The sequence below is a fragment of the Pseudobdellovibrio exovorus JSS genome (genome assembly GCF_000348725.1).
Taxonomy (GTDB): Bacteria; Bdellovibrionota; Bdellovibrionia; order Bdellovibrionales; family Bdellovibrionaceae; genus Pseudobdellovibrio; species Pseudobdellovibrio exovorus.
In genome coordinates, this window is sequence record NC_020813.1 from 412,739 (window position 1) to 431,679 (window position 18,941).

19 protein-coding genes and 1 pseudogene are annotated in these 18,941 nt (G+C 42.0%); 14 read left to right on the forward strand and 6 right to left on the reverse strand.

The features are described from left to right. Positions 1-32: 32 nt before the first annotated feature. Positions 33-1,013, reverse strand: a complete 981-nt coding sequence (locus A11Q_RS02165; protein ID WP_015469144.1) for a S8 family peptidase — start codon at positions 1,011-1,013, stop codon at positions 33-35. Between the two features lie 252 nt (positions 1,014-1,265). Beyond that, on the reverse strand, positions 1,266-2,384 hold the full coding sequence (locus A11Q_RS02170; protein WP_015469145.1) for a GGDEF domain-containing protein: 1,119 nt from the start codon (positions 2,382-2,384) through the stop codon (positions 1,266-1,268). Positions 2,385-2,583: 199 nt separating this feature from the next. On the opposite strand from A11Q_RS02170, the gene A11Q_RS13310 reads away from it, so the two are divergent. After that, positions 2,584-3,246, forward strand: a complete 663-nt coding sequence (locus tag A11Q_RS13310) for a GNAT family N-acetyltransferase (RefSeq protein WP_015469146.1) — start codon at positions 2,584-2,586, stop codon at positions 3,244-3,246. Between the two features lie 14 nt (positions 3,247-3,260). Further along, a complete protein-coding gene (locus tag A11Q_RS02180) occupies positions 3,261-3,716 on the forward strand; it encodes a DUF2147 domain-containing protein (RefSeq protein ID WP_015469147.1) in 456 nt (151 codons plus the stop codon). 10 nt (positions 3,717-3,726) lie between these two features. Here the strand turns inward: A11Q_RS02180 and A11Q_RS02185 are convergent, their stop codons facing one another. Genes A11Q_RS02185 through A11Q_RS02195 form a run of 3 tightly spaced genes read right to left on the reverse strand, consistent with a single transcriptional unit; the run spans position 3,727 to position 5,930 of the window. Continuing rightward, a complete protein-coding gene (locus A11Q_RS02185) occupies positions 3,727-4,899 on the reverse strand; it encodes an NAD(P)/FAD-dependent oxidoreductase (protein WP_015469148.1) in 1,173 nt (390 codons plus the stop codon). Between the two features lie 12 nt (positions 4,900-4,911). Continuing rightward, entirely contained in the window at positions 4,912-5,478 is a 567-nt protein-coding gene (locus A11Q_RS02190) for a GNAT family N-acetyltransferase (protein ID WP_015469149.1), read from the reverse strand. A gap of 14 nt (positions 5,479-5,492) precedes the next feature. Next, a complete protein-coding gene (locus tag A11Q_RS02195) occupies positions 5,493-5,930 on the reverse strand; it encodes a glycine cleavage system H family protein (protein ID WP_015469150.1) in 438 nt (145 codons plus the stop codon). Between the two features lie 300 nt (positions 5,931-6,230). Between A11Q_RS02195 and A11Q_RS02200 the strand changes: the two genes are divergently transcribed. The 12 genes and pseudogenes from A11Q_RS02200 to A11Q_RS02255 all read left to right on the forward strand — a co-directional run bounded on the left by A11Q_RS02200 (position 6,231) and on the right by A11Q_RS02255 (position 17,867). Beyond that, positions 6,231-6,851, forward strand: coding sequence for a gamma-glutamylcyclotransferase (locus A11Q_RS02200; protein ID WP_015469151.1), 621 nt, complete (start codon positions 6,231-6,233; stop codon positions 6,849-6,851). Between the two features lie 63 nt (positions 6,852-6,914). Continuing rightward, on the forward strand, positions 6,915-7,400 hold the full coding sequence (locus tag A11Q_RS02205) for a tRNA (cytidine(34)-2'-O)-methyltransferase (protein WP_235044630.1): 486 nt from the start codon (positions 6,915-6,917) through the stop codon (positions 7,398-7,400). Positions 7,401-7,530: 130 nt separating this feature from the next. Further along, positions 7,531-10,005, forward strand: a pseudogene (gene secA, locus A11Q_RS02210) (preprotein translocase subunit SecA); the annotation flags it as partial. Between the two features lie 200 nt (positions 10,006-10,205). Continuing rightward, the gene (locus A11Q_RS02215) at positions 10,206-11,009 is read left to right on the forward strand and encodes a hypothetical protein (protein WP_015469154.1); all 804 of its coding nucleotides are present in this window, start codon (positions 10,206-10,208) and stop codon (positions 11,007-11,009) included. Continuing rightward, a complete protein-coding gene (locus A11Q_RS02220; RefSeq protein ID WP_015469155.1) occupies positions 10,996-11,592 on the forward strand; it encodes a hypothetical protein in 597 nt (198 codons plus the stop codon). The genes A11Q_RS02215 and A11Q_RS02220 overlap by 14 nt, the downstream gene beginning before the upstream one ends. Before the next feature lie 419 nt (positions 11,593-12,011). Next, entirely contained in the window at positions 12,012-12,524 is a 513-nt protein-coding gene (locus A11Q_RS02225; protein WP_015469156.1) for a c-type cytochrome, read from the forward strand. Positions 12,525-12,543: 19 nt separating this feature from the next. Then, positions 12,544-13,404 (forward strand): SCO family protein, encoded by an 861-nt coding sequence (locus A11Q_RS02230; protein ID WP_015469157.1) that lies wholly within the window; start codon positions 12,544-12,546, stop codon positions 13,402-13,404. 13 nt (positions 13,405-13,417) lie between these two features. Further along, complete coding sequence (coxB, locus tag A11Q_RS02235; RefSeq protein ID WP_041575496.1) at positions 13,418-14,374, forward strand: cytochrome c oxidase subunit II; 957 nt, start codon at positions 13,418-13,420, stop codon at positions 14,372-14,374. 19 nt (positions 14,375-14,393) lie between these two features. Continuing rightward, positions 14,394-15,995, forward strand: coding sequence for a cytochrome c oxidase subunit I (locus tag A11Q_RS02240; protein WP_015469159.1), 1,602 nt, complete (start codon positions 14,394-14,396; stop codon positions 15,993-15,995). Further along, positions 15,982-16,653, forward strand: coding sequence for a cytochrome c oxidase subunit 3 family protein (locus A11Q_RS02245; RefSeq protein ID WP_015469160.1), 672 nt, complete (start codon positions 15,982-15,984; stop codon positions 16,651-16,653). The genes A11Q_RS02240 and A11Q_RS02245 overlap by 14 nt, the downstream gene beginning before the upstream one ends. A gap of 14 nt (positions 16,654-16,667) precedes the next feature. Continuing rightward, complete coding sequence (locus A11Q_RS02250) at positions 16,668-16,985, forward strand: cytochrome C oxidase subunit IV family protein (RefSeq protein WP_015469161.1); 318 nt, start codon at positions 16,668-16,670, stop codon at positions 16,983-16,985. 3 nt (positions 16,986-16,988) lie between these two features. Beyond that, positions 16,989-17,867 carry a protoheme IX farnesyltransferase gene (locus A11Q_RS02255; RefSeq protein WP_015469162.1) on the forward strand — a complete coding sequence of 293 codons (879 nt, stop codon included), beginning with the start codon at positions 16,989-16,991 and terminating at the stop codon, positions 17,865-17,867. 304 nt (positions 17,868-18,171) lie between these two features. On the opposite strand, the gene maiA is transcribed toward A11Q_RS02255, so the two are convergent. After that, the gene (maiA, locus tag A11Q_RS02260) at positions 18,172-18,840 is read right to left on the reverse strand and encodes a maleylacetoacetate isomerase (RefSeq protein WP_015469163.1); all 669 of its coding nucleotides are present in this window, start codon (positions 18,838-18,840) and stop codon (positions 18,172-18,174) included. Positions 18,841-18,941: the final 101 nt, after the last annotated feature.

Here is an 18,941-nt window from a genome sequence, read left to right on the forward strand (position 1 = left end):
AAAATAGAAGTGTTTAACTTTGAGAGGCTCAGTTACTGAATCATCGCCATTTGAAACTTTGTTTTACCTTTTAAAGATTTTTTATAGGTACTCATGGCTAACAATTCTTTTAACAAGTTTGGCACATGAGCCGGGCGGCGACTGCGTGTTAAAAGAGCTGCGCTGACACCTGTAACATAGGCGGTTGCCTGTGATGTCCCACTCATACGTCCATATTTATTATTTGGTAGTGTCGATAGAACTTGCTGGCCGATAGCGGCTATATCAATAGAGTTAGAGCCATAGTTACTAAATGAAACCAGTTCTCCGTCCTTATCAGTAGCGGCCACCGAGATGATATTCTGTAAAGGGTAGTTGGCAGGATAGAAACGACGCAGATCTGTATTCGAGTTGTTATTACCTGCGGCGGCAACTAATAGAATACCCTGTTGGTTGGCTTGTTGTAGGGCCTTAAATTCTAAAGAGAATGGACTTTCACCACCACCCGAATAGTTAATAATACGCGCATTCATCTTCGTCGCATATTCAATAGCTTTAACAGTATTCATTACATTCTGCTCATCTTCAGCATTAGCATCGTAGTACTTTAAAATCATAAGACGTACAGACTGTGGCGACGTGCTGCTGGTGCGTTGTTTTTCAAATTCCTGTTGAATGATTCCGCTAATATGCGTTCCGTGTCCTTCTTGGTCACTGACATCATTATTATTTTTAACAAAATTCCATCCATGGACGTCATCGACAAATCCATTGCCATCATCATCTAAGCCATTGGTAGCTTTATTGCGTCCTAAGCGATCTAACCCAGATTCCCCCTCGTTAATCCAGATATAATCTTTTAGGTCTTTATGATTAATATCAGCGCCAGTATCAATAACAGCGACAACGATGTCCTGACGCAATTCCTTTTGAATGTCGGCTTTTGGCTTGTGATCAGGCGTTGTATTAGGAATAGCTGCCTGAGTATTTAGTGAAAAAGACAATACAAGACCTAAAATGAATTGAGCTTTCATTTTTCCCCCGAACCTTCTTTGTTTGATTGAGCACTTCCCCAAGTGCTAGCTGGACGCTACTTAGAAACAAAGCAATGCGGGGGCCATCCCAAAAGCGTTTTATTTTGAGATAAAGTGTAAATATGCAGATAGATGTAAAGAAATTACTAACAGTGTAAACTTTTAAACAGCCTCAAACACTTATCAGAGGCTGTTTACAGGTTTATTAGTCAGCTATTCAATAAGCTATAGGTCGGCTAATTAGGTAGCTAATTAGGAAGCTTTAGGCTGTTTGAGCAGTTTTCCAGCGGTGGTGTAGCGATTACGCCCGCTGTTTTTAGATTGATATAAAGCCAGATCAGCTCGTTTTAACCAGTCTGACGTATTTTCATCTTTTAAAAGCTGTGCGATCCCCATCGAAACGGTGAATCGGATATCAATATCACCTTGGATAAAGACCTCATTGCGAATGCGCTTTTGCAATTCTTCTGCACGGATAACCGCGTGTTCAGCAGAGTGATTAGGTAAGACCACAACGAATTCTTCCCCGCCGATGCGGGCCACCATTTCGTCCTCTTTAGTGAAAACCTCTTTCATGGTTTTAACACACTCTTTCAGCACGAAGTCCCCGATATCATGGCCATAGGAATCGTTAATTTTCTTAAAGTAATCAATATCCAACATAATCAAGCTCAAAGGAGTTTGATTTAATGCCTGCATTTGCATGAGCTTTTTTAAATACTCATCAAAGCTCTTGCGATTGTTGGCTGAGGTTAAATGATCGATATTCAAATTACTATGGGCTTCCATCAATTGCTTTTTAACCGTATCCAGATTCTTCTTGGTGCTTTGGATACGCTTATTACGAAGCTCATTCTTTTGGTGTTGGTATTCCACATACGAGTTAATAAAGTCGCGGGATTTAGAACGTAAAAGCTCAATCGAATTGGCATCGACCGCTTCTTTTAAGTCTTTTAGGTTTGTTGCGAGCTGTTTTTCCTTAGTGCTTTCAAATTGCAGGTCTTCACTGAGCTGATCGGCAAAGTCCCAAACAATGCGTTTAAAATCATCGAAGGTATTTTGAATATAAGAGTACTCATCGATACGATAGCTGGAAAAGAACTGACGAATTTCAAACAGAGTTCTTTCTGTCTTTTCAGGATCTGGATCGACAAGGGCTTTCGCCATGTTGTCGAGTTTTTCACGTACCTTGCGGATGGAATGTTTTTCGATTTCAAAAAGATGCTTGTTATAAGTATCTATAATGTAAAGCAAGGTGGCTTTATCTTCACTTAATAGAGGCGGAGCCTTTTCTGTTGAGGTGTTCGCGTCGCTATCGTGATGAAACGAAATATCCAGTTGCTGTAATAATTTTTCAACCCACTGTTTCAAGTCAGCCTCCGTGATCTTAACTCTTTTCGGTTTTTTGAAGCCGAAATTGTAGCTCTTTTTAAAGAGGTCCTTGTCTCGATATAAAACGTTTTAATGAGGATTGGGGTTTAATGGGACGAAATATTGATTTGAGACTATGCGACATTTGGACGATTTGACAGTTGGTTTTTCTGGGTAAACAGATAAAAATAATCACTGCATGACTTCCTTATTAACACGATTTTTTCGTCATTATAAAAATAAGCCCTATAAATACTTAGGAGTCGCTCGTCATTCTGAAACTTTAGAAGAGTTAGCTCTTTATGAAAGTTTATACGACAATCAGTTAGGGCGTATTTGGGTCAGACCGAAAGATATGTTTTTTGAGTCGATTGAGTTGGACGGAAAAAGTCGCCCTCGCTTTGAACAGGTGCGCTTTGATTTGGTTGAAAAAACACAAATCGATGACGGTGACTGGGATGGTTTAGCCGAGGTTTATCAGGAAGGTTTTCAAAACGAGCTGTCGCGATCTAAAGTGTCAGGCCGTTTAACAGAGGCGAAGAACCCTTCGGTTTTGTTCTTATATGACCAAGGTAAGTTAGTGGCTTTTAAAGTCGGTTATGCAAAAGATACGACCACCTACTATTCATGGATCGGTGCTGTTCGCAAAGACTATCGTGGGCTTGGCTTAGCTACAGAGCTGATGAAAGCTCAACATGACTGGTGTAAAAAACAGGGCTACACCAAAATTCAGACCAAATCGCGCAATCAATTTGCTGAAATGCTCAGATTAAATATTAAGTTCGGGTTCGAGATCACAGACGTAGTTCACGAAGCCAATGGTAAAAGTAAAATTATAATGGAAAAGACATTAACAACCTAAATCAAGGAGAGAAAATGAAAGCAGCACTTATGTTAGTCGTTATGTTATTAGGAACAGCTATCGCTCAGGCTAATCCAGCAGTAGGCCGTTGGAAAACGATTGATGATGAAACAAAAGAACCAAAATCAATTGTGGAAATCACTGAAGTTGATGGAAAGCTTGTGGGAAAGATTGAAAAATTATTCCGTAAAGCTGACGAAGATCAAAATCCTAAATGTGAAAAATGTACGGGCGACAAAAAAGATCAACCGATCATTGGCATGCAAATCTTAGAAGGTTTGAAAAAAGATGCCGACACACGTTGGTCAGGTGGACAGATTTTAGACCCGAAAAATGGTAAGACTTACTCTTGCAAATTAGAAGTTATCGAAGATGGTAAAAAAATTAAATTAAGAGGCTTTATTGGCGTCTCTTTATTAGGTCGCACTCAGGTTTGGGAACGCGAAGCGGCTCCTGAAGTACAACCCTAATAGCTTGAATTTAAAACAGGCGCGCCACATCTAAATGAGATGGAACCGGCGTGCCTGATGCGGAATCAACAAGGGTTTTGGCCGAAACAAAGCTAAGACCCATGCCGTGACCTGAACATCCCGCCATAACATGAACCCTTTGGCGAAGTGGATGTTGACCGATCAGCATCTGTCCATCCGGTGTGAATCCCATGACACCACTCCAGCGATAATTGATTTTCACTTGCTGCGTATTTTGAAAATAACTCTGCGTAAACTCTGTCAGCGCTTTTTGAATTAAATCTGTAGCTTCATCCAAAGCTGTATTTTCAGCCTCTAAATCATGATTGCGAAAGCCGCCAACGAGCAGTTCCCCAGTCGGAAGTTGTCGGAAATAACAAAGATGTTTCGTTAAATAACAAGGACCTTTGACAAAAGCTGGCAGAGGTTCAGTGACGACCACTTGCCCACGCTGAGGTTTGACCTTGGATTTGAACTCCGGAAGTAACTGCGAGATATATCCGTTTAAGCACACGAACATTTTTTCTGCGGAAAAGTTTTGTAAGTTAGTTTTGACTAAAACAGCCGAGCTGTTTTCTTCTATGTGGAAGACTTCTTGCCCTTCAAAAAAGTCTACTCCGGATAACTTTGAGCGAATTAAATTCAAAAGCTTAATCGGGTGAATGATTCCATCGTGTTTGTATTGAATAGCGCCTTGGAAGTTACGTACTCCATAGTGTTGAGCCAGATATTTTTCATCAATCAGTTCCACATCAATACCGGCATCCAGCATGGTCTGTGCTAAGGTTTGATAACGACTCCAATCTTCAACAGAGGGAGCCACTGTGCATGATCCTGTCTGATAAAAATCCACGGCTTCGGGATGCCCTTGAATAATTTCCTGCTGTAAGAGCTCGCGGTTTCTTTCCGAGAATCGCCAAATTTCAGTAGCTTTCGCTAAACCGAATTGCTCATGTAGTTTATTGAAGTGTTCTGCTGAGCCACAGGTGACAAAGCCAGCATTGCGGCCAGAGGCGCCAGCACCTAAATACTGCCGATCTAGAATGGCCACTTTAAGGTTTGGATTTTCTTTTTTTAACCAGTAGGCAGTGGACAACCCTGCAATTCCGGCTCCGATAATAAGAGCGTCATAGTGTGCGGTTGATGTTTTGCTAGATTGATCAAGCCAGTAAGAAATGGTCATGTGAAGTCTCTTTCATCGAGGATCTTTTCTAAGATCTAAATGCATTTCGATAGCTGTACATCGACAGGGACGACCATCACGAGGGCAGGTGTAGTCAACATCGATCCAGTAATTAGGATGTTCTGTAATAATTTGAAATCCGAGTTTATTCAGGTAGCGATAAGACGAGTTATTCGGAGACTCTTTCCACGAATGAGTGACGATACCTTCTGTACCTAACTGTTTTAAAGCGGCTAACGAACGTGCAGAGAGCTGGGGACCCCAACCTTGTCCTTGCAAATCCGGAGCAACAAATAAACTTTGAAAATAAGCGGTTTTATCTAAAGATGTGGGCCATAAATCTGAGCGCAGCTGCTGACCTTTTCCATGCTGCCAATTACCTGCGGGGTAAGCGAGTCTTAGTCCTTTGATTTGGCCGTTATCTTCTAAAACGAAAGAGCAAATTTGCCCGTTAGAGGCGATTGATTTTTGCTGATTATCGCGAAGCTCGTCTTCGGAGTAATAGCCCAGACCGACACATTGGTCGGTGAAGGCTTTTACTTGTGGAATATCAGAGAGCAAGAATTCGCGAATTAGCATAAAATCTCAAAGGACTAGTCTTCGTCCTCGTCGTAGTCATCATCTTCTTCGTCATCATCTTCTTCGTCATCATCAAGATCATCATCGTCTTCATCTTCGTCGTCGTAATCGTCATCCTCATCGTCGTCATCAACTTCTTCAGTGGCTTCAATACGTAAAAGCCAGCCTTCTTCATAAGGATCTTCCTGAATGATACTTGGATCTTCTAAAACGTTACTGTTGATCTCGATAACAGTACCTTCTACAGGAACATAAATATCCAATGGGCCGTCGTCCGTTTCAATTGTACCGATAGCAACATCTTCTTCTACTTTTTCTTGTTCTGTAGGTAGATCAATTGAAGTGATTTCGCTGATATCTGCTAAACCTTCTTCGTTGATTCCGATAGTGATAATTCCGTCGTCTTCTGTGTACCACATATGGTGGTTGAAGTTTTTGATGTTGTCGCTCATGCGGCGGTCTCCTTAAATTTTCGTTCTGTTGCTAACCTATTCAGATAACTCGTTAAGCTCTCTTATGCCCAGCCATAGCGGTTTTCAGAGAAATGGTGCTTAAAAATTAGGTAACGAATTTTCGTCAAGCCAGATTTTTAAAGTGCTTAATTAACAAGTATTCTAACGAAAAAATTATACCCGTCAAAGGCTCAGATACTAACGCAATCGTTAAAAATTGCGATTTCAGAAAGTCTTTGATACAAGACCTGAACTTTCGAACTGAAAACCAATTTGCTGTCACAAATCAGAGGGGGATTAATGACGACAATGCGTTTTTTTGTCATCGGTTCATGGACCGAAGGCATGTTACATTTTCAAAAACTGCGTCCATTTATAGTTTCTTACGAGTCTGCTACAGTTCAGGCGCAAGCTTATCGCTTGCCTGTGGGATTTCCCGTATTAGTGGCTCAAAATAGTGGCAGCGAGTCGGCTCATGACCTGATTTCAGGTCAATTGGTTGAATTGCAATATGATCAGACACTATTGGCTTTAATGGATACATTGCACGGAGTTCATGCAACAGATCCGTCAAAAGGGTTGCACCAACGTATGACGGCTAAAGTGACTAAAAGCTCAGGCGACGTCGACGAAGCTCAGGTGTATTTCTTTAATCCAAAGAAGTTGACGGCGAAGGCGCAAAGAATCCACGGCGGAGTTTGGCAGGAGTCTTTAGCTTTGAATCCACCTTTAACGGAACAATTAAGCGACAAGCAAAGAACCTATGTGTTGAAATTAGGTGCAGCTAAGGGACGTGATATTGTGCCGATCAATGACCTGAGTCTTTATCGTGAATTGATGAAGATGGAACTTATTGTGGATAAAGGTCGTCGCCTTGCTTTGAGTCCACTGGGTAAAGAAGTCTATAATCATTTAGTTTAAAAAATATCGACCTCAAAGAGTGTTTGACCGAGGGAACGTAAGACCTTTATGTTCCTTCGGGTTATGTCTGATGTGCAAAAAACCAAAAGTCTGTTCCGCGTTGTTCTGATTGAGCCTGAGATTCCTCAAAATACAGGTAATATTGGGCGTACCTGCGTTGGAACTAATTGTGAATTGCATATCGTGGGCCCAACTGGGTTTGAAATTACCGATGCCAATTTAAAACGTGCGGGCTTAGATTATTGGCAGCATTTAACATGGCAGCAATATGCTTCCTATGAAGAGTGGTTTGCCCGTGTCGAAGACCCCAGTCGAGTTTTCTATTTCACAACAAAAGTACAACAGACCTATTTCGATGTTGAATATAAGCAGGGAGACTGGCTAGTTTTTGGTAAAGAAACCAAAGGTCTGCCACCTGAAATTATCCAAAATAACATTCAACAGGCGGTAACAATTCCGCAACCAGGTCAGGTTCGCAGTTTAAATCTGGCCACGGCGGTGGCGATTTCGGTCTATGAAGGCTATCGTCAGTTGCGCCAGCAACTATAGAGGTATCCAGTAACCAATCTGCTGTTTTTATTTATGGTGCGGCTGGACTTATAACCAGACTTGTTATGCACTTGTCTATAGACTTGGTCAGTCTTGCCCGTGGTGTCGATAAGTTCTATCCTAGTTCCCTATGATGCAACAAATCTTATCTAAAATATTCGGGACCAGCCACGAGCGCGAAATGAAACGCATTCAGCCTACGGTCAATAAAATCAACTCACTTGAAGCTGATATGCAAAAGTTATCTGACGAGCAACTCAAGGCTAAGACCGCAGAATTCAGGCAAAGATTGCAAAGCGGTGAAACAGTCGACAGCTTATTGCCAGAGGCATTTGCTGTTTGTCGTGAGGCTTCTCGTCGTGTTTTAGGAATGCGCCATTATGATGTTCAGTTAATTGGTGGTTATGTTCTGCACCAAGGTTCCATCGCCGAGATGAGAACAGGTGAAGGTAAAACTCTTGTTGCGACTCTTCCTGTTTATTTAAATGCTCTTACAAGCAAAGGTGTTCACGTAGTCAGTGTGAATGATTACCTTGTAACTCGTGACTGTGAATGGATGAGCCGTTTGTACAACTGGTTGGGATTAACAACTGGTGTGATCAAACATGGTTTGACCGATGAACAGCGCCGTGCCGCTTATGCTGCTGATATCACGTATGCGACTAACAATGAATTAGGCTTCGATTATCTGCGTGATAATATGAAATTTGATTTAGGTGATTACGTTCAGCGCGCTCCGCACTTCGCTATCGTGGATGAGTGTGACTCGATCTTAATTGACGAAGCCAGAACGCCGTTGATCATTTCAGGCCCTGCCGAAGCGTCTACGGATAAGTACTACGTGATTGATAAGATCATTCCTTATTTGAAAAAAGAAATTCATTTCAAAGTTGAAGAAAAATCAAAGTCAGCAACATTGACAGATGAAGGTAACTTAGAAGTCGAAAAACTTTTGAAATTAGATAATCTTTACGATCCGGCAAATATTGAAATTCTACATCACGTTAACCAAGCTTTACGTGCGCATCATTTGTATCGCCTAGATGTGGAATACATGATTCGTGATGGAGAAATCGTGATCGTAGATGAATTCACTGGTCGTTTAATGCCAGGACGTCGCTGGAGCGATGGTCTTCACCAAGCGATTGAAGCCAAAGAAAAAGTGGACGTGAAAAACGAAAACCAAACGTTGGCAACAATCACTTTCCAGAATTACTTTAAAATGTATGACAAGTTGTCAGGCATGACAGGTACTGCGGATACAGAAGCTGTTGAGTTCAGAAAAATCTACAACTTAGGTGTCTTCGTAATTCCGACGAACAAACCAATCCGCCGTCGCGATGTGGAAGATATCGTTTACAAAACTGAAAATGCTAAATTCAAAGCGATCGCTTCGGACATCAAAGAACGCCATGCTAAAGGACAACCGGTGCTTGTCGGTACGGCTTCAATCGAAAGATCGGAAGCACTGTCAAGATGGTTAAAACAAGAAGGCGTTCGTCACGATGTCTTGAATGCAAAACATCACGAACGTGAAGCCGAGATCGTAGCTTTGGCGGGTCGTAAAGGCGCCGTGACTATCGCAACGAATATGGCAGGCCGTGGTACCGACATCGTTCTGGGCGGTAATCCGGAGGTCTTAGCTCGTAAAGAAGTTCCTTCTGAAGAGGGACCAGAGTACTTAGCCGCTTTGGAAAAATTCAAAAAGCAATGTGAAGTTGAAAAACAGCAGGTTCTTGAAGCGGGTGGTTTGTACATTATCGGTACAGAACGCCATGAATCCCGTCGTATTGATAATCAACTGCGCGGTCGTTCTGGTCGTCAAGGTGACCCAGGTGAGTCTAGATTTTATCTGTCATTAGAAGACAATTTAATGCGTATCTTCAATGGTGAACGTATTCAAAAAATCATGAATATGTTGAATATCCCTGAAGAGGAACCAATCACTCATAAAATGGTGACGAACGCGATCGAAGGAGCTCAAAGAAAAGTAGAAGGCCACCACTTTGATGTGCGTAAAAACTTACTAGATTACGACAACGTCATGAATTTACAGCGTAATGCGATTTATAAAATGCGCCGTAAGATCCTAGAGGGTGAACAGATTGAAAGATCTCTTCTAGATATGTTGGGAGATGTAGTCTCTGTTATTCTAGATACTCATTTACCACAGGATTCTCGTCCGCAGGATTGGAATTTAGAAGAGCTGCAAACGGCATTGATGGCTCAATTTGGTTTAAGAATCCAATTAGATCGCTCAATGTCACAAGATAAAATACAAGAGCTTATCGTTGCTAATGTGAAGAAGGCTTTTGAATTCCAAAAACAATCAATGGGGCCATTCTTTGAACAGATTTCAAAAATGATCATGTTGAATGCGATCGATCAACGCTGGAAAGAGCATCTTTATACTATCGATAAAGTAAAAGAGGGCATTAACCTACGCGCTTATGGTCAAAAAGATCCATTGATCGAATACAAAAAAGAAGCGTTTAAAGCTTTCGAGTATTTGAATAATGTTATCAAAACGGAAACGATTGAAAAAATCATGCGCGTGCAGTTAGTCGCTGAAGGCGCTGATGGCTTAGAAGATACAATGCAGAAAATGCGTCATCAAGATGATGGTATCGAGATGAGCTATTCGGCTCCATCTGACTCGGGCGATGCCTTTGCCGACATGGGCGCTGGCGCCGGAGCTGTGGCACCGGAAGCCGAGTCCTCTTCGAAAAGAAGAATGGTTGCTGGTCCAAGACAAGATGACCGCCCATTGAATCGCGCGGAAAGACGCCGTCAAAAAGGACGCTGATGATTTGTCCAAGCTGTCAGAGTGATGTAAGTGTAACTGACGCGAATTATGGGGCACTTTACACCTGTGAAAAGTGCCAAGCGGTGTACTTTGTTAACTTTGACGGACAGCCTGAGTTTGGTGAAGTGCCAGACGAGGCCCCTTTAGATCTGAATAGTTTGCCTGTAGCGGATGACTCTGCTGATTTTTCCTCCGAATTTTCGACAGAGTTTTCAACAGACGAGTTTGCCTCTATCCAAGGTACGTCAGACACTCAAGATAGCTTACAACCCGAAGGTGAAGGTGGGCTTGAGCCATCATTTGACTCTTCCTTTGAACCACTGGTGGACTCGATTAATGTGGTCACAGTAGATCCTGCAGTCGATCCAGCAATAGGCGCTGAGCTACTACAAAGTCAAAGCCCCGAGTTTGAAAGTTTAAATGATGTCGAAGCAGGGATGAATCCATTTGAAAATTTGATCTCCGCAGATGAAAGTGCTGACGTCGGAGTAACTCCTGATGCGGCGATAGGTTTTGCCGGTGTGGCTAAAGAGATTTCAGACTTTGGAAATACCGAAGTGCAGTTGGCTGGTCTGAACTACGATCTGAAAATCACAGGCCTTGATACACAAGAAACTATGCGCCTTTTTAAAGAAGCTATTGAAGACTCGAAATTTGGTTGGGACGCGGCGGACATTTTAAAAAATGTTCGTAATGGTCAGGTAGAATTTAAACGCCTCAGTCCTGTTAAGGCTTATATTCTAGCAAAACGACTACAGTTTTTAGATATTGAGAAGCAATGGAGACAGCATGTTCTTTCGTAGAATCTGTTTAACAGTAAGTCCTTTACTGATGTTGGCTGTCATATCGCAGGCGAATGAGGCTCCCAAAGCGGGGGCTCCAGATGCTCAAGTCGAGCAGTACTCAGGAAGTCAAAATCAGGAATGGGAAAAAGTACAAGGACGACTTTCTGCTTTAAAAACGAAAGTAGATGCTCAAGAAGCTTTGGTTAAAAGTTTAGCGGCTGATAAAGTCCAACTTCAAGGACAAGCTCTTGTCAGTAAAGTGGAAGAGCTAAAAAAAGAATATGCAACCTTGCGTGATTTGACAGCCGAGTACAACAAACTGAATGAAGAGTATCTGACGAAGTACCCAGAGCGTGGTCTTAAAGAAAAACGTGTGTACCCACGGGTAGAAGCGAAACCACTAAGTGCCTATGAAAACGACACTTCTTTGAATGGACAGGTGAATCGTGTTCATAAAAAGATTTTGCAAAAGTACTCGCGCAGTAAGCAACAGAAGGATGCGGCTACCTCTGACTCTAAGAAAACAGAAACTGAGTCTAAAAACACACAGTCCGAAGAGCCTTCAAGTTCGGTAACAGATCCGATCATCTATAAAAAGTAAAATCAAATCACAAGGCGGCGCTACGCTTTGTTGCAGTCCTGTCTTAAAGGTTACAACAAAAGAAAGTTAGAGTATTTGTATCTAATTGGATTTAAAAAGATTTTTTAAATCCATAAAAAAGGACTTTAAACAGGTATCTGGGATCACATCCTCAACAGCCCGAATCTTAACGAGTTTGTTTCTGTGTCTGTAAAATAAGCAATTGAGATAGGTCGACCTGAGGAAGTATGAGTTTAGCAAAATACTTTTCTGTGTTTTGATGGTGAGTTTCTTGTTTTTTGTGCACCGCAATTGTGCACAAAATCCACTAAGGATTTTAACTAGTTAGATTGATCCCATAGATGAATTAGGCTATAAATGAAAACTATATGAAACCTGAAGTATCTTTTGGGCCTTTTGAAAATTAAGGGAGATTTCTCATGTCTGAAAATCATGACTATCACAACCAAGGCGGATTGATCGCATTTATTGGTTCAATGGTATTTGTGTTCTGTTTTTTCTTTTACATCGTATTTATTAATAAAGGTGTAACTCTGGATGAGAATGTTTCTGATCCTGCTCCAGCTGGTGCTGTGAAGTTTGACTTAGCAAGCGTGAAAGAGCCATGGCTTGAAAACCCAGAGGTCGCTCTTGCTGGACAAAAAATTTACAAACAAAACTGTGCTCTTTGCCATGGTGGTAATGGTGACTTAGTTGGTGGTTTGCCAAACGCTCGTAACCTTGTTGAAGGTGCATGGAAATCTGGTGGTGGCTTGATTAACCATTACAAAGTTTTACAAAATGGTATGCCAGGAACACAGATGGCATCATTCAAACAAACTCTTCAGCCACACGAGCGCTGGGCTGTATTAAATTACATCGAAACAATCACCAACAATAAATCTAAAGACACTCCAGAAGACGTAGCCGCATTTGCAGCTACTGCGGACTAACTGCTGATTAGGACTTTTTTTGAATAAAACCGCAGCCATCCTTTTGTTAATAGGTTTTTCTTTCTCGGCCCTTGCCGAGCAGGGTGGCTTTTCTTCGTCTGCAAAACGTGAAACTTACACAGGTAAAGCGTTAACGAAATCTTCGACGGATGTTCCTGATGAATTACAAAATGTAGGTATCGAAGAAAAAGTCGGCCAAACATTAGATTTGAATCTAATGGTGACGACTGAAAAAGGTGAAAAAGTTCCTCTTTCTAGTTTCTTCCATCCGAAAAAACCTGTGGTTTTAAGCCCGGTTTATTTTAATTGTCCGGGACTGTGCAATTTCCACTTAAATGGTTTCACAGAGACGCTACAGACAATTGATTGGTCTCCGTCGAAACAATTCGATGTGATTGCATTCAGTTTCGATTCAAAAGAAACACCGGAAATTGCAGCGAAGAAAAAAGAAAATTATTTAAAGCTCTATGGTCGTGAAGGCACTGACGATGGTTGGCACTTTGTAACAGCAGATGAAGAGACTGTTAAAAAGGTCACAGAAGCGGTGGGCTTCCAATACAAGTGGAATGAAAATGCGGGGGAATGGTCGCACGCATCTGCCGCGATTATTCTGTCTCCGGAAGGTAAGATTTCTCGTTATTTACATGGAATTCAATTTGATGCTCGCGATGTGAAGTTAGCATTGAATGAGGCAGCAGACGGAAAGGTCGGCAACATCGTCGACTCAGTCATGCTGTATTGTTTTACATATGATAGTCATCAGTCTAAATACGGACTGCAAGTTTTTAACTTAATGAAACTAGCGGGAGCGGTGACAGTTGCAGTGATGGCGCTGTGGCTGGTGATATCGATGATTCAAGCGAAAAGGGAGAACACATAAAATGGCCATTTGGATGTTATTGATGAATAAAGCGATGGCAGGCTCATTTATGCCGGAACAAGGCACGCAGATTGCGAAGCAAGTAGATAACCTTTATGGTTTCTTGCTTGTTGTTAGCTTTATTTCATGCGCGATTCTGATCGGCGGAATGATTTACTTTGTTCTAAAGTACAAACGTAAATCAGCTCATGATAAAACAGCCTATATCACCCATGACACTCGTTTAGAGGTTTTATGGTCGGCGATTCCACTAATTATTTTCTTAGTGGTTTTTGCATGGGGTTGGGTTCTTTACCATGACATGAGAAAAATGCCAGAGAACGCTCTTGAGATTATGGTTATGGGCCGTCAATGGAGCTGGACTGCTGAATACAAAAACGGTGTTAAATCGAGTGAAATCGTTGTGCCTGTGGGTAAAGACGTGAAATTGATCTTAGGATCAGAAGACGTTATCCACTCGTTCTTCGTGCCAAGTTTCCGTATCAAGCAAGATGCTGTTCCCGGACGTTATACATCTTTATGGTTTAATGCGACGAAATTAGGTGAGTTCCACGTATTCTGTACTGAGTATTGCGGTACCTCACATGCGGCGATGATCACGCGTCTTAAAGTTGTGACTCAAGAAGAATTTGATAAATGGTTAATTGAAGAGTCAGAAGTAGGTCTTCTTCCTATCGCAGAAAGAGGAGCTAAATACTTCCAAACTCGCGCTTGTGCTTCTTGCCATAACGTAGATAATCCTGCAGCGAAGATCGGTCCTTCTTTATACCAACGCTGGGGTAAAGAAGCGCATTTATCAAATGGAACAACAGTTCCATTTGACGAAAACTATGTTCGTGAATCCATGATGTTGCCTCAAGCACAATTGGCAGCTGGGTTTTCTGCTCCGTCTCCGATGCCTTCATATCAAGGTCAGCTTTCAGAGTCTGAGCTAGCAGCCATCATCGAATACATTAAAGGTTTAAATTAATTAAGGGATAGGTGTTGAAATGGGACATGCATCTGGAAAAAACTATATAAATGAGGAGCCAGGGTTACTTTCTTGGTTTACTTCTTTAGATCACAAACGCATCGCTATATTGTACTTTGTTTCAATTATGTTCTTCTTCTTGGTTGGCGGTATCATGGCGCTTTTACTGCGTCTTGAGCTATTCGCAGTCAACTCAGCTCCAAACGTTGGAAACATCTTGAAGAATGGCGACGTCTACAATCAGGTACTGACGTATCACGGTGCCGTGATGGTCTTTATGGTGATCGTTCCGGGGATTCCGGCAATCTTGGGTAACTTCTTCTTACCGCTGCAAATCGGTGCTAAAGACGTGGCTTTCCCTCGCTTGAACTTAGCGAGCTGGTACATCTTTATGTTAGGTGCGGCCTTAGCGGTTATCACGTTCTTCGTAGCTAAAGTAGATACCGGATGGACGTTCTATACACCTTATTCAATTCGTACTGGTGGTGCGGTTGTGATGATGGTGGTGGCAGCCTTCATTATGGGGATGAGCTCAATCGTAACAGGTTTGAACTTCATCGTAACGGTTCATAAATTAAGAGCTCCGGGTATGTCGATGTTCCGTATCCCACTTTTCACATGGGCCATTTACTCAACAGCGATCATTCAGGTTCTAGCAACTCCGGTTCTGGGTATCACGTTGTTACTTTTGGCTATGGAAAGAACTTTCGGCGTCGGTATCTTCGATCCGAAATTAGGTGGTGACCCAGTATTGTTCCAACATTTTTTCTGGTTCTATTCGCATCCTGCTGTTTACATCATGATCTTACCAGCGATGGGTGTGATCTCTGAATTGATCACGACTTACTCTAAGAAAACAATCTTCGGTTACACGGCGATTGCCTTTTCGTCTATCGGTATCGCGGCGGTATCGTTCTTCGTGTGGGGTCACCACATGTTCGTATCGGGTCAGTCTGAAATCGCGGGTATCGTGTTCTCGTTCTTAACAATGCTTGTTGGGGTTCCAACAGCGATTAAAATGTTCAACTGGTTGGCAACTCTTTACAAAGGTTCAATCGAGTTTACGGCTCCAATGTTATACGCTTTAGGATTCCTATTCTTGTTTGCTATCGGTGGTGTGACAGGGATTATGTTAGCCGTAACAGCTATCGACGTTCACTTCCATGACACTTACTTCGTGGTAGCTCACTTCCACTACGTGATGGTAGGTGGAACATTAATGGCGATCATGGGTGGATTCTTCCACTGGTTCCCGAAAATGTTCGGTAAGATGTACAGTGAAGTTGGTGCGCGCTGGTCATGGGTTTTCATCTTCATCGGCTTCAACGTGACATTCTTCCCTCAGTTCATCTTAGGAGCGAAAGGGATGCCTCGTCGTTACTTCGACTATGTTCCTGAGTACGAGACTCTAAATAGAGTTTCAACTGTAGGTTCATGGTTAATCACAATCGGTTTCTTAATTGGCTTGTATGTTATCGTTCAAGGATTAAGAAAAGGTAAACAAGCGCCAGATAATCCATGGGGATCTAAAACATTAGAGTGGCAGACATCGTCTCCACCGATTATGCATAACTTTGATCACGACCCAGTCGTGACTGCGGGGCCATATGAGTACAAGTAGAGTTGTAAACGGGGTTAACGTTGCGTCTCACTACCGAGACGAAAAACACCAGTACGCTTCGAACAAAGAGGGTATCTGGTTATTCATGGTGACTGAGATCTTGATGTTTGGTGGCCTTTTTGTTGGCTACATCATCTATCACTCAATGTACCCTGAATTATTTGCTGAAGGCGCTAGCTTCTTGGATTGGAGATTGGGCTTCATCAATACTCTAGTTCTGATTTTTTCATCGTTAACAATGGCTTTGGGTATTTACTACAACCAAATCAGTCAGCCGAAAAAGGCGACATGGGCATTAGCTATTACATTAATTTGTGCGGCTACCTTCATGGTGATCAAATACTTCGAGTACACACATAAATTCCATATCGGTATCTTCCCAGGAGCGATGTTGAACCTAGAGACTCTGAAAGAGCATGGTTACAATATTCAACATCCTAACTTAGGTTTATACTTTGGTTTTTACTTCTGTATGTCAGGCCTACACGGTATCCACGTGTTAATCGGTATGGGCTTGATCGCATGGGTAATGATCAAAAATATGAAACGTGAGTTCAATGCGAATTACTACACTCCGGTAGAGGGTGTTGGTATCTTCTGGCACATTGTCGATTTGATCTGGATCTTTTTATTCCCTTTACTATATTTAGTTGGTTAAGGAAGGACTGAGTTATGGCACAACATCATGACGAAAATCATATAACACCGTTAAACACGTACTTAAAAGTCGCTGGCGGGTTATTCTTACTGACTTTTTTAACTATCGGGGCACATGCTATCCGTGAACATTTACAGCCTTTCTCGGCATTGATCGCATTCGCGATTGCCGGTGTAAAAGCTTATTTGGTTATGGCTTGGTTCATGCACTTGAAGTATGACACAGTTTCAAATCGTATTATCTTTGCTACAGGTTTTTTCTTCTTAGCATTGCTTTTCGCGATTTCATCTTTAGATATCTTCACGCGCATCTATCAAGGAAGTGTTCTTTAGGTCGTGTTTAAAACCTATTCTAGCCTGACGAAGTTCGGGATCGTAATATTTGTTCTTTTAGCCGGTGCTGCGGGATACGCCACCGGTTTTCAAATTGAAAATTCATTTTCGATAAAACACTTTTTGTGGTTCTTAGGTGGGCTTTACTTTCTAAGCTCAGGCAGTCTGGCGTTGAATCAAGTACAAGAGTATAAACTTGATCAAAAGATGCCGCGTACATCTAAGCGCCCTATTGCTTCTGGTAAAATCACTCCAACTGCAGGTTTGATTCTTTCATTTACGTTTCTATTTGTTGGGATCAATATGCTGTTCGAGTTATCCTCGGTAGCGGCTTATGTGGGAATAGCTTCCGTCGCGTTGTACAACGGTGTCTACACGATGTATTGGAAACCTAAATGGAGATTCGCCGCTGTACCCGGAGCCATTCCTGGGGCTTTTCCCGTCACGATTGGCTACGCCGTCAATAATCCGGATATTTTCAATTCGGAATCTATCTATTTATTTTTGATCATGTTCTTGTGGCAGATGCCACACTTCTGGACGTTGGCGATCAAGCTGGCCGATGATTATCGCCTAGGTGGAGTTCCGACTTTGCCTGTGTCATTAGGGGTGCCAAAAACACTATTTCACATCGGTCTTTATACTTTTACTTATTGTGGTGTTGCGATTGCGTCGCCATTCTTTTTACACACAAGCTGGGTCTATGCCGCTTTAGTTTTTCCATTTGCCTTCATGCTTTTAAAAGAGTTCTTCCGCTTCTATCGCTCGGAAGGCAAAGAGCGCTGGCTCGCTTTCTTCATGTGGACGAACATCAGCATGCTCGTCTTCCTCTTCATCCCCGTAATCGACAAGTGGAGCTTCTTGTTCATAGAACGCGTCTAGCGTTTGTTTTTTCCTCTTAGCCCTTTCAAAAGCTCAAACAACTGCAATTTGAAGAAGTTTTGCTGATGAATACTAAGTTATTCAGAATCACTTCAAATTGCAGAACTCGTTTTAAAAGGGCTAAGAGGAAAAAACAAACAGTTAGATAGTTGAATAAACCCAATGCTTGTTGTTGTATTTGTTGATAGATTTTGTTTCTGTTCAAAGCCGACACAGAGTATTTATTTTTATTTCTACCCTTCAAAACGAGTTCTGCCGAAGGCAGCTGTCTGAGCTTTTGAAGGGTAGAAATAAAAATAAATAGTTAAGGTGTGCGTAGCTCTTCCGGGGTGTCGGGTTGTCTGTGCGGGTGTGCTTTTTTGAAGGCTTCTAACTGATTACAGTTTTCATAGATTTTTGACAGTAATTGGAAGTGTGAAATATCGATTTGAAAACGCTGCGATGAAAATAGTTGTGGGACTAGGAATAGATCCGCAGCTGTTACAGTATCACCAAAGCAGTATTTTCCGGCATAGGGTTCCAGTGTTTTTTCAGCCGCTGTCAGACCTTTTACAATCCACTTATTCAACCATGTGCTTTTTTGATCGGCGTTAAAGTGAGCTTGTTTTTCCAGATATTGCATCACACGCAGATTTTGCAAAGGATGGATGTCGGCATTGATGATCTCGCAAAATTGACGGACTTTTCCTTTTAAGAAAACATCTTGGGGAAAAAGACGTGTGGTTTGAGGAAAAGCATCTTCAAGATATTCGATAATAGCAAAGGATTGGGACAAAGCCTGACCATTGTGTACCAATGTGGGTACGCCTGAAAGGGGATTTAAACTTTTATAAGCCTCTGAGAATTGTTCCCCGCCATCATGTAACAGGTGAACAGGGGTGTAGGCGTAGTCCAAGCCCTTAAGCTCAAGGGCTATGCGAACGCGGTAAGACGTAGAGCTTCTAAAGTAATTATACAAATTAAGATCAGACATAAAATAAGCTTAACATAAATTACTTCTAGAGGTCATTTGCTGCGCAGGGTCTACTAGTTTTTGCTCTGAAAGATTGATAAAGTAGCCTGACTTTTAAGGAG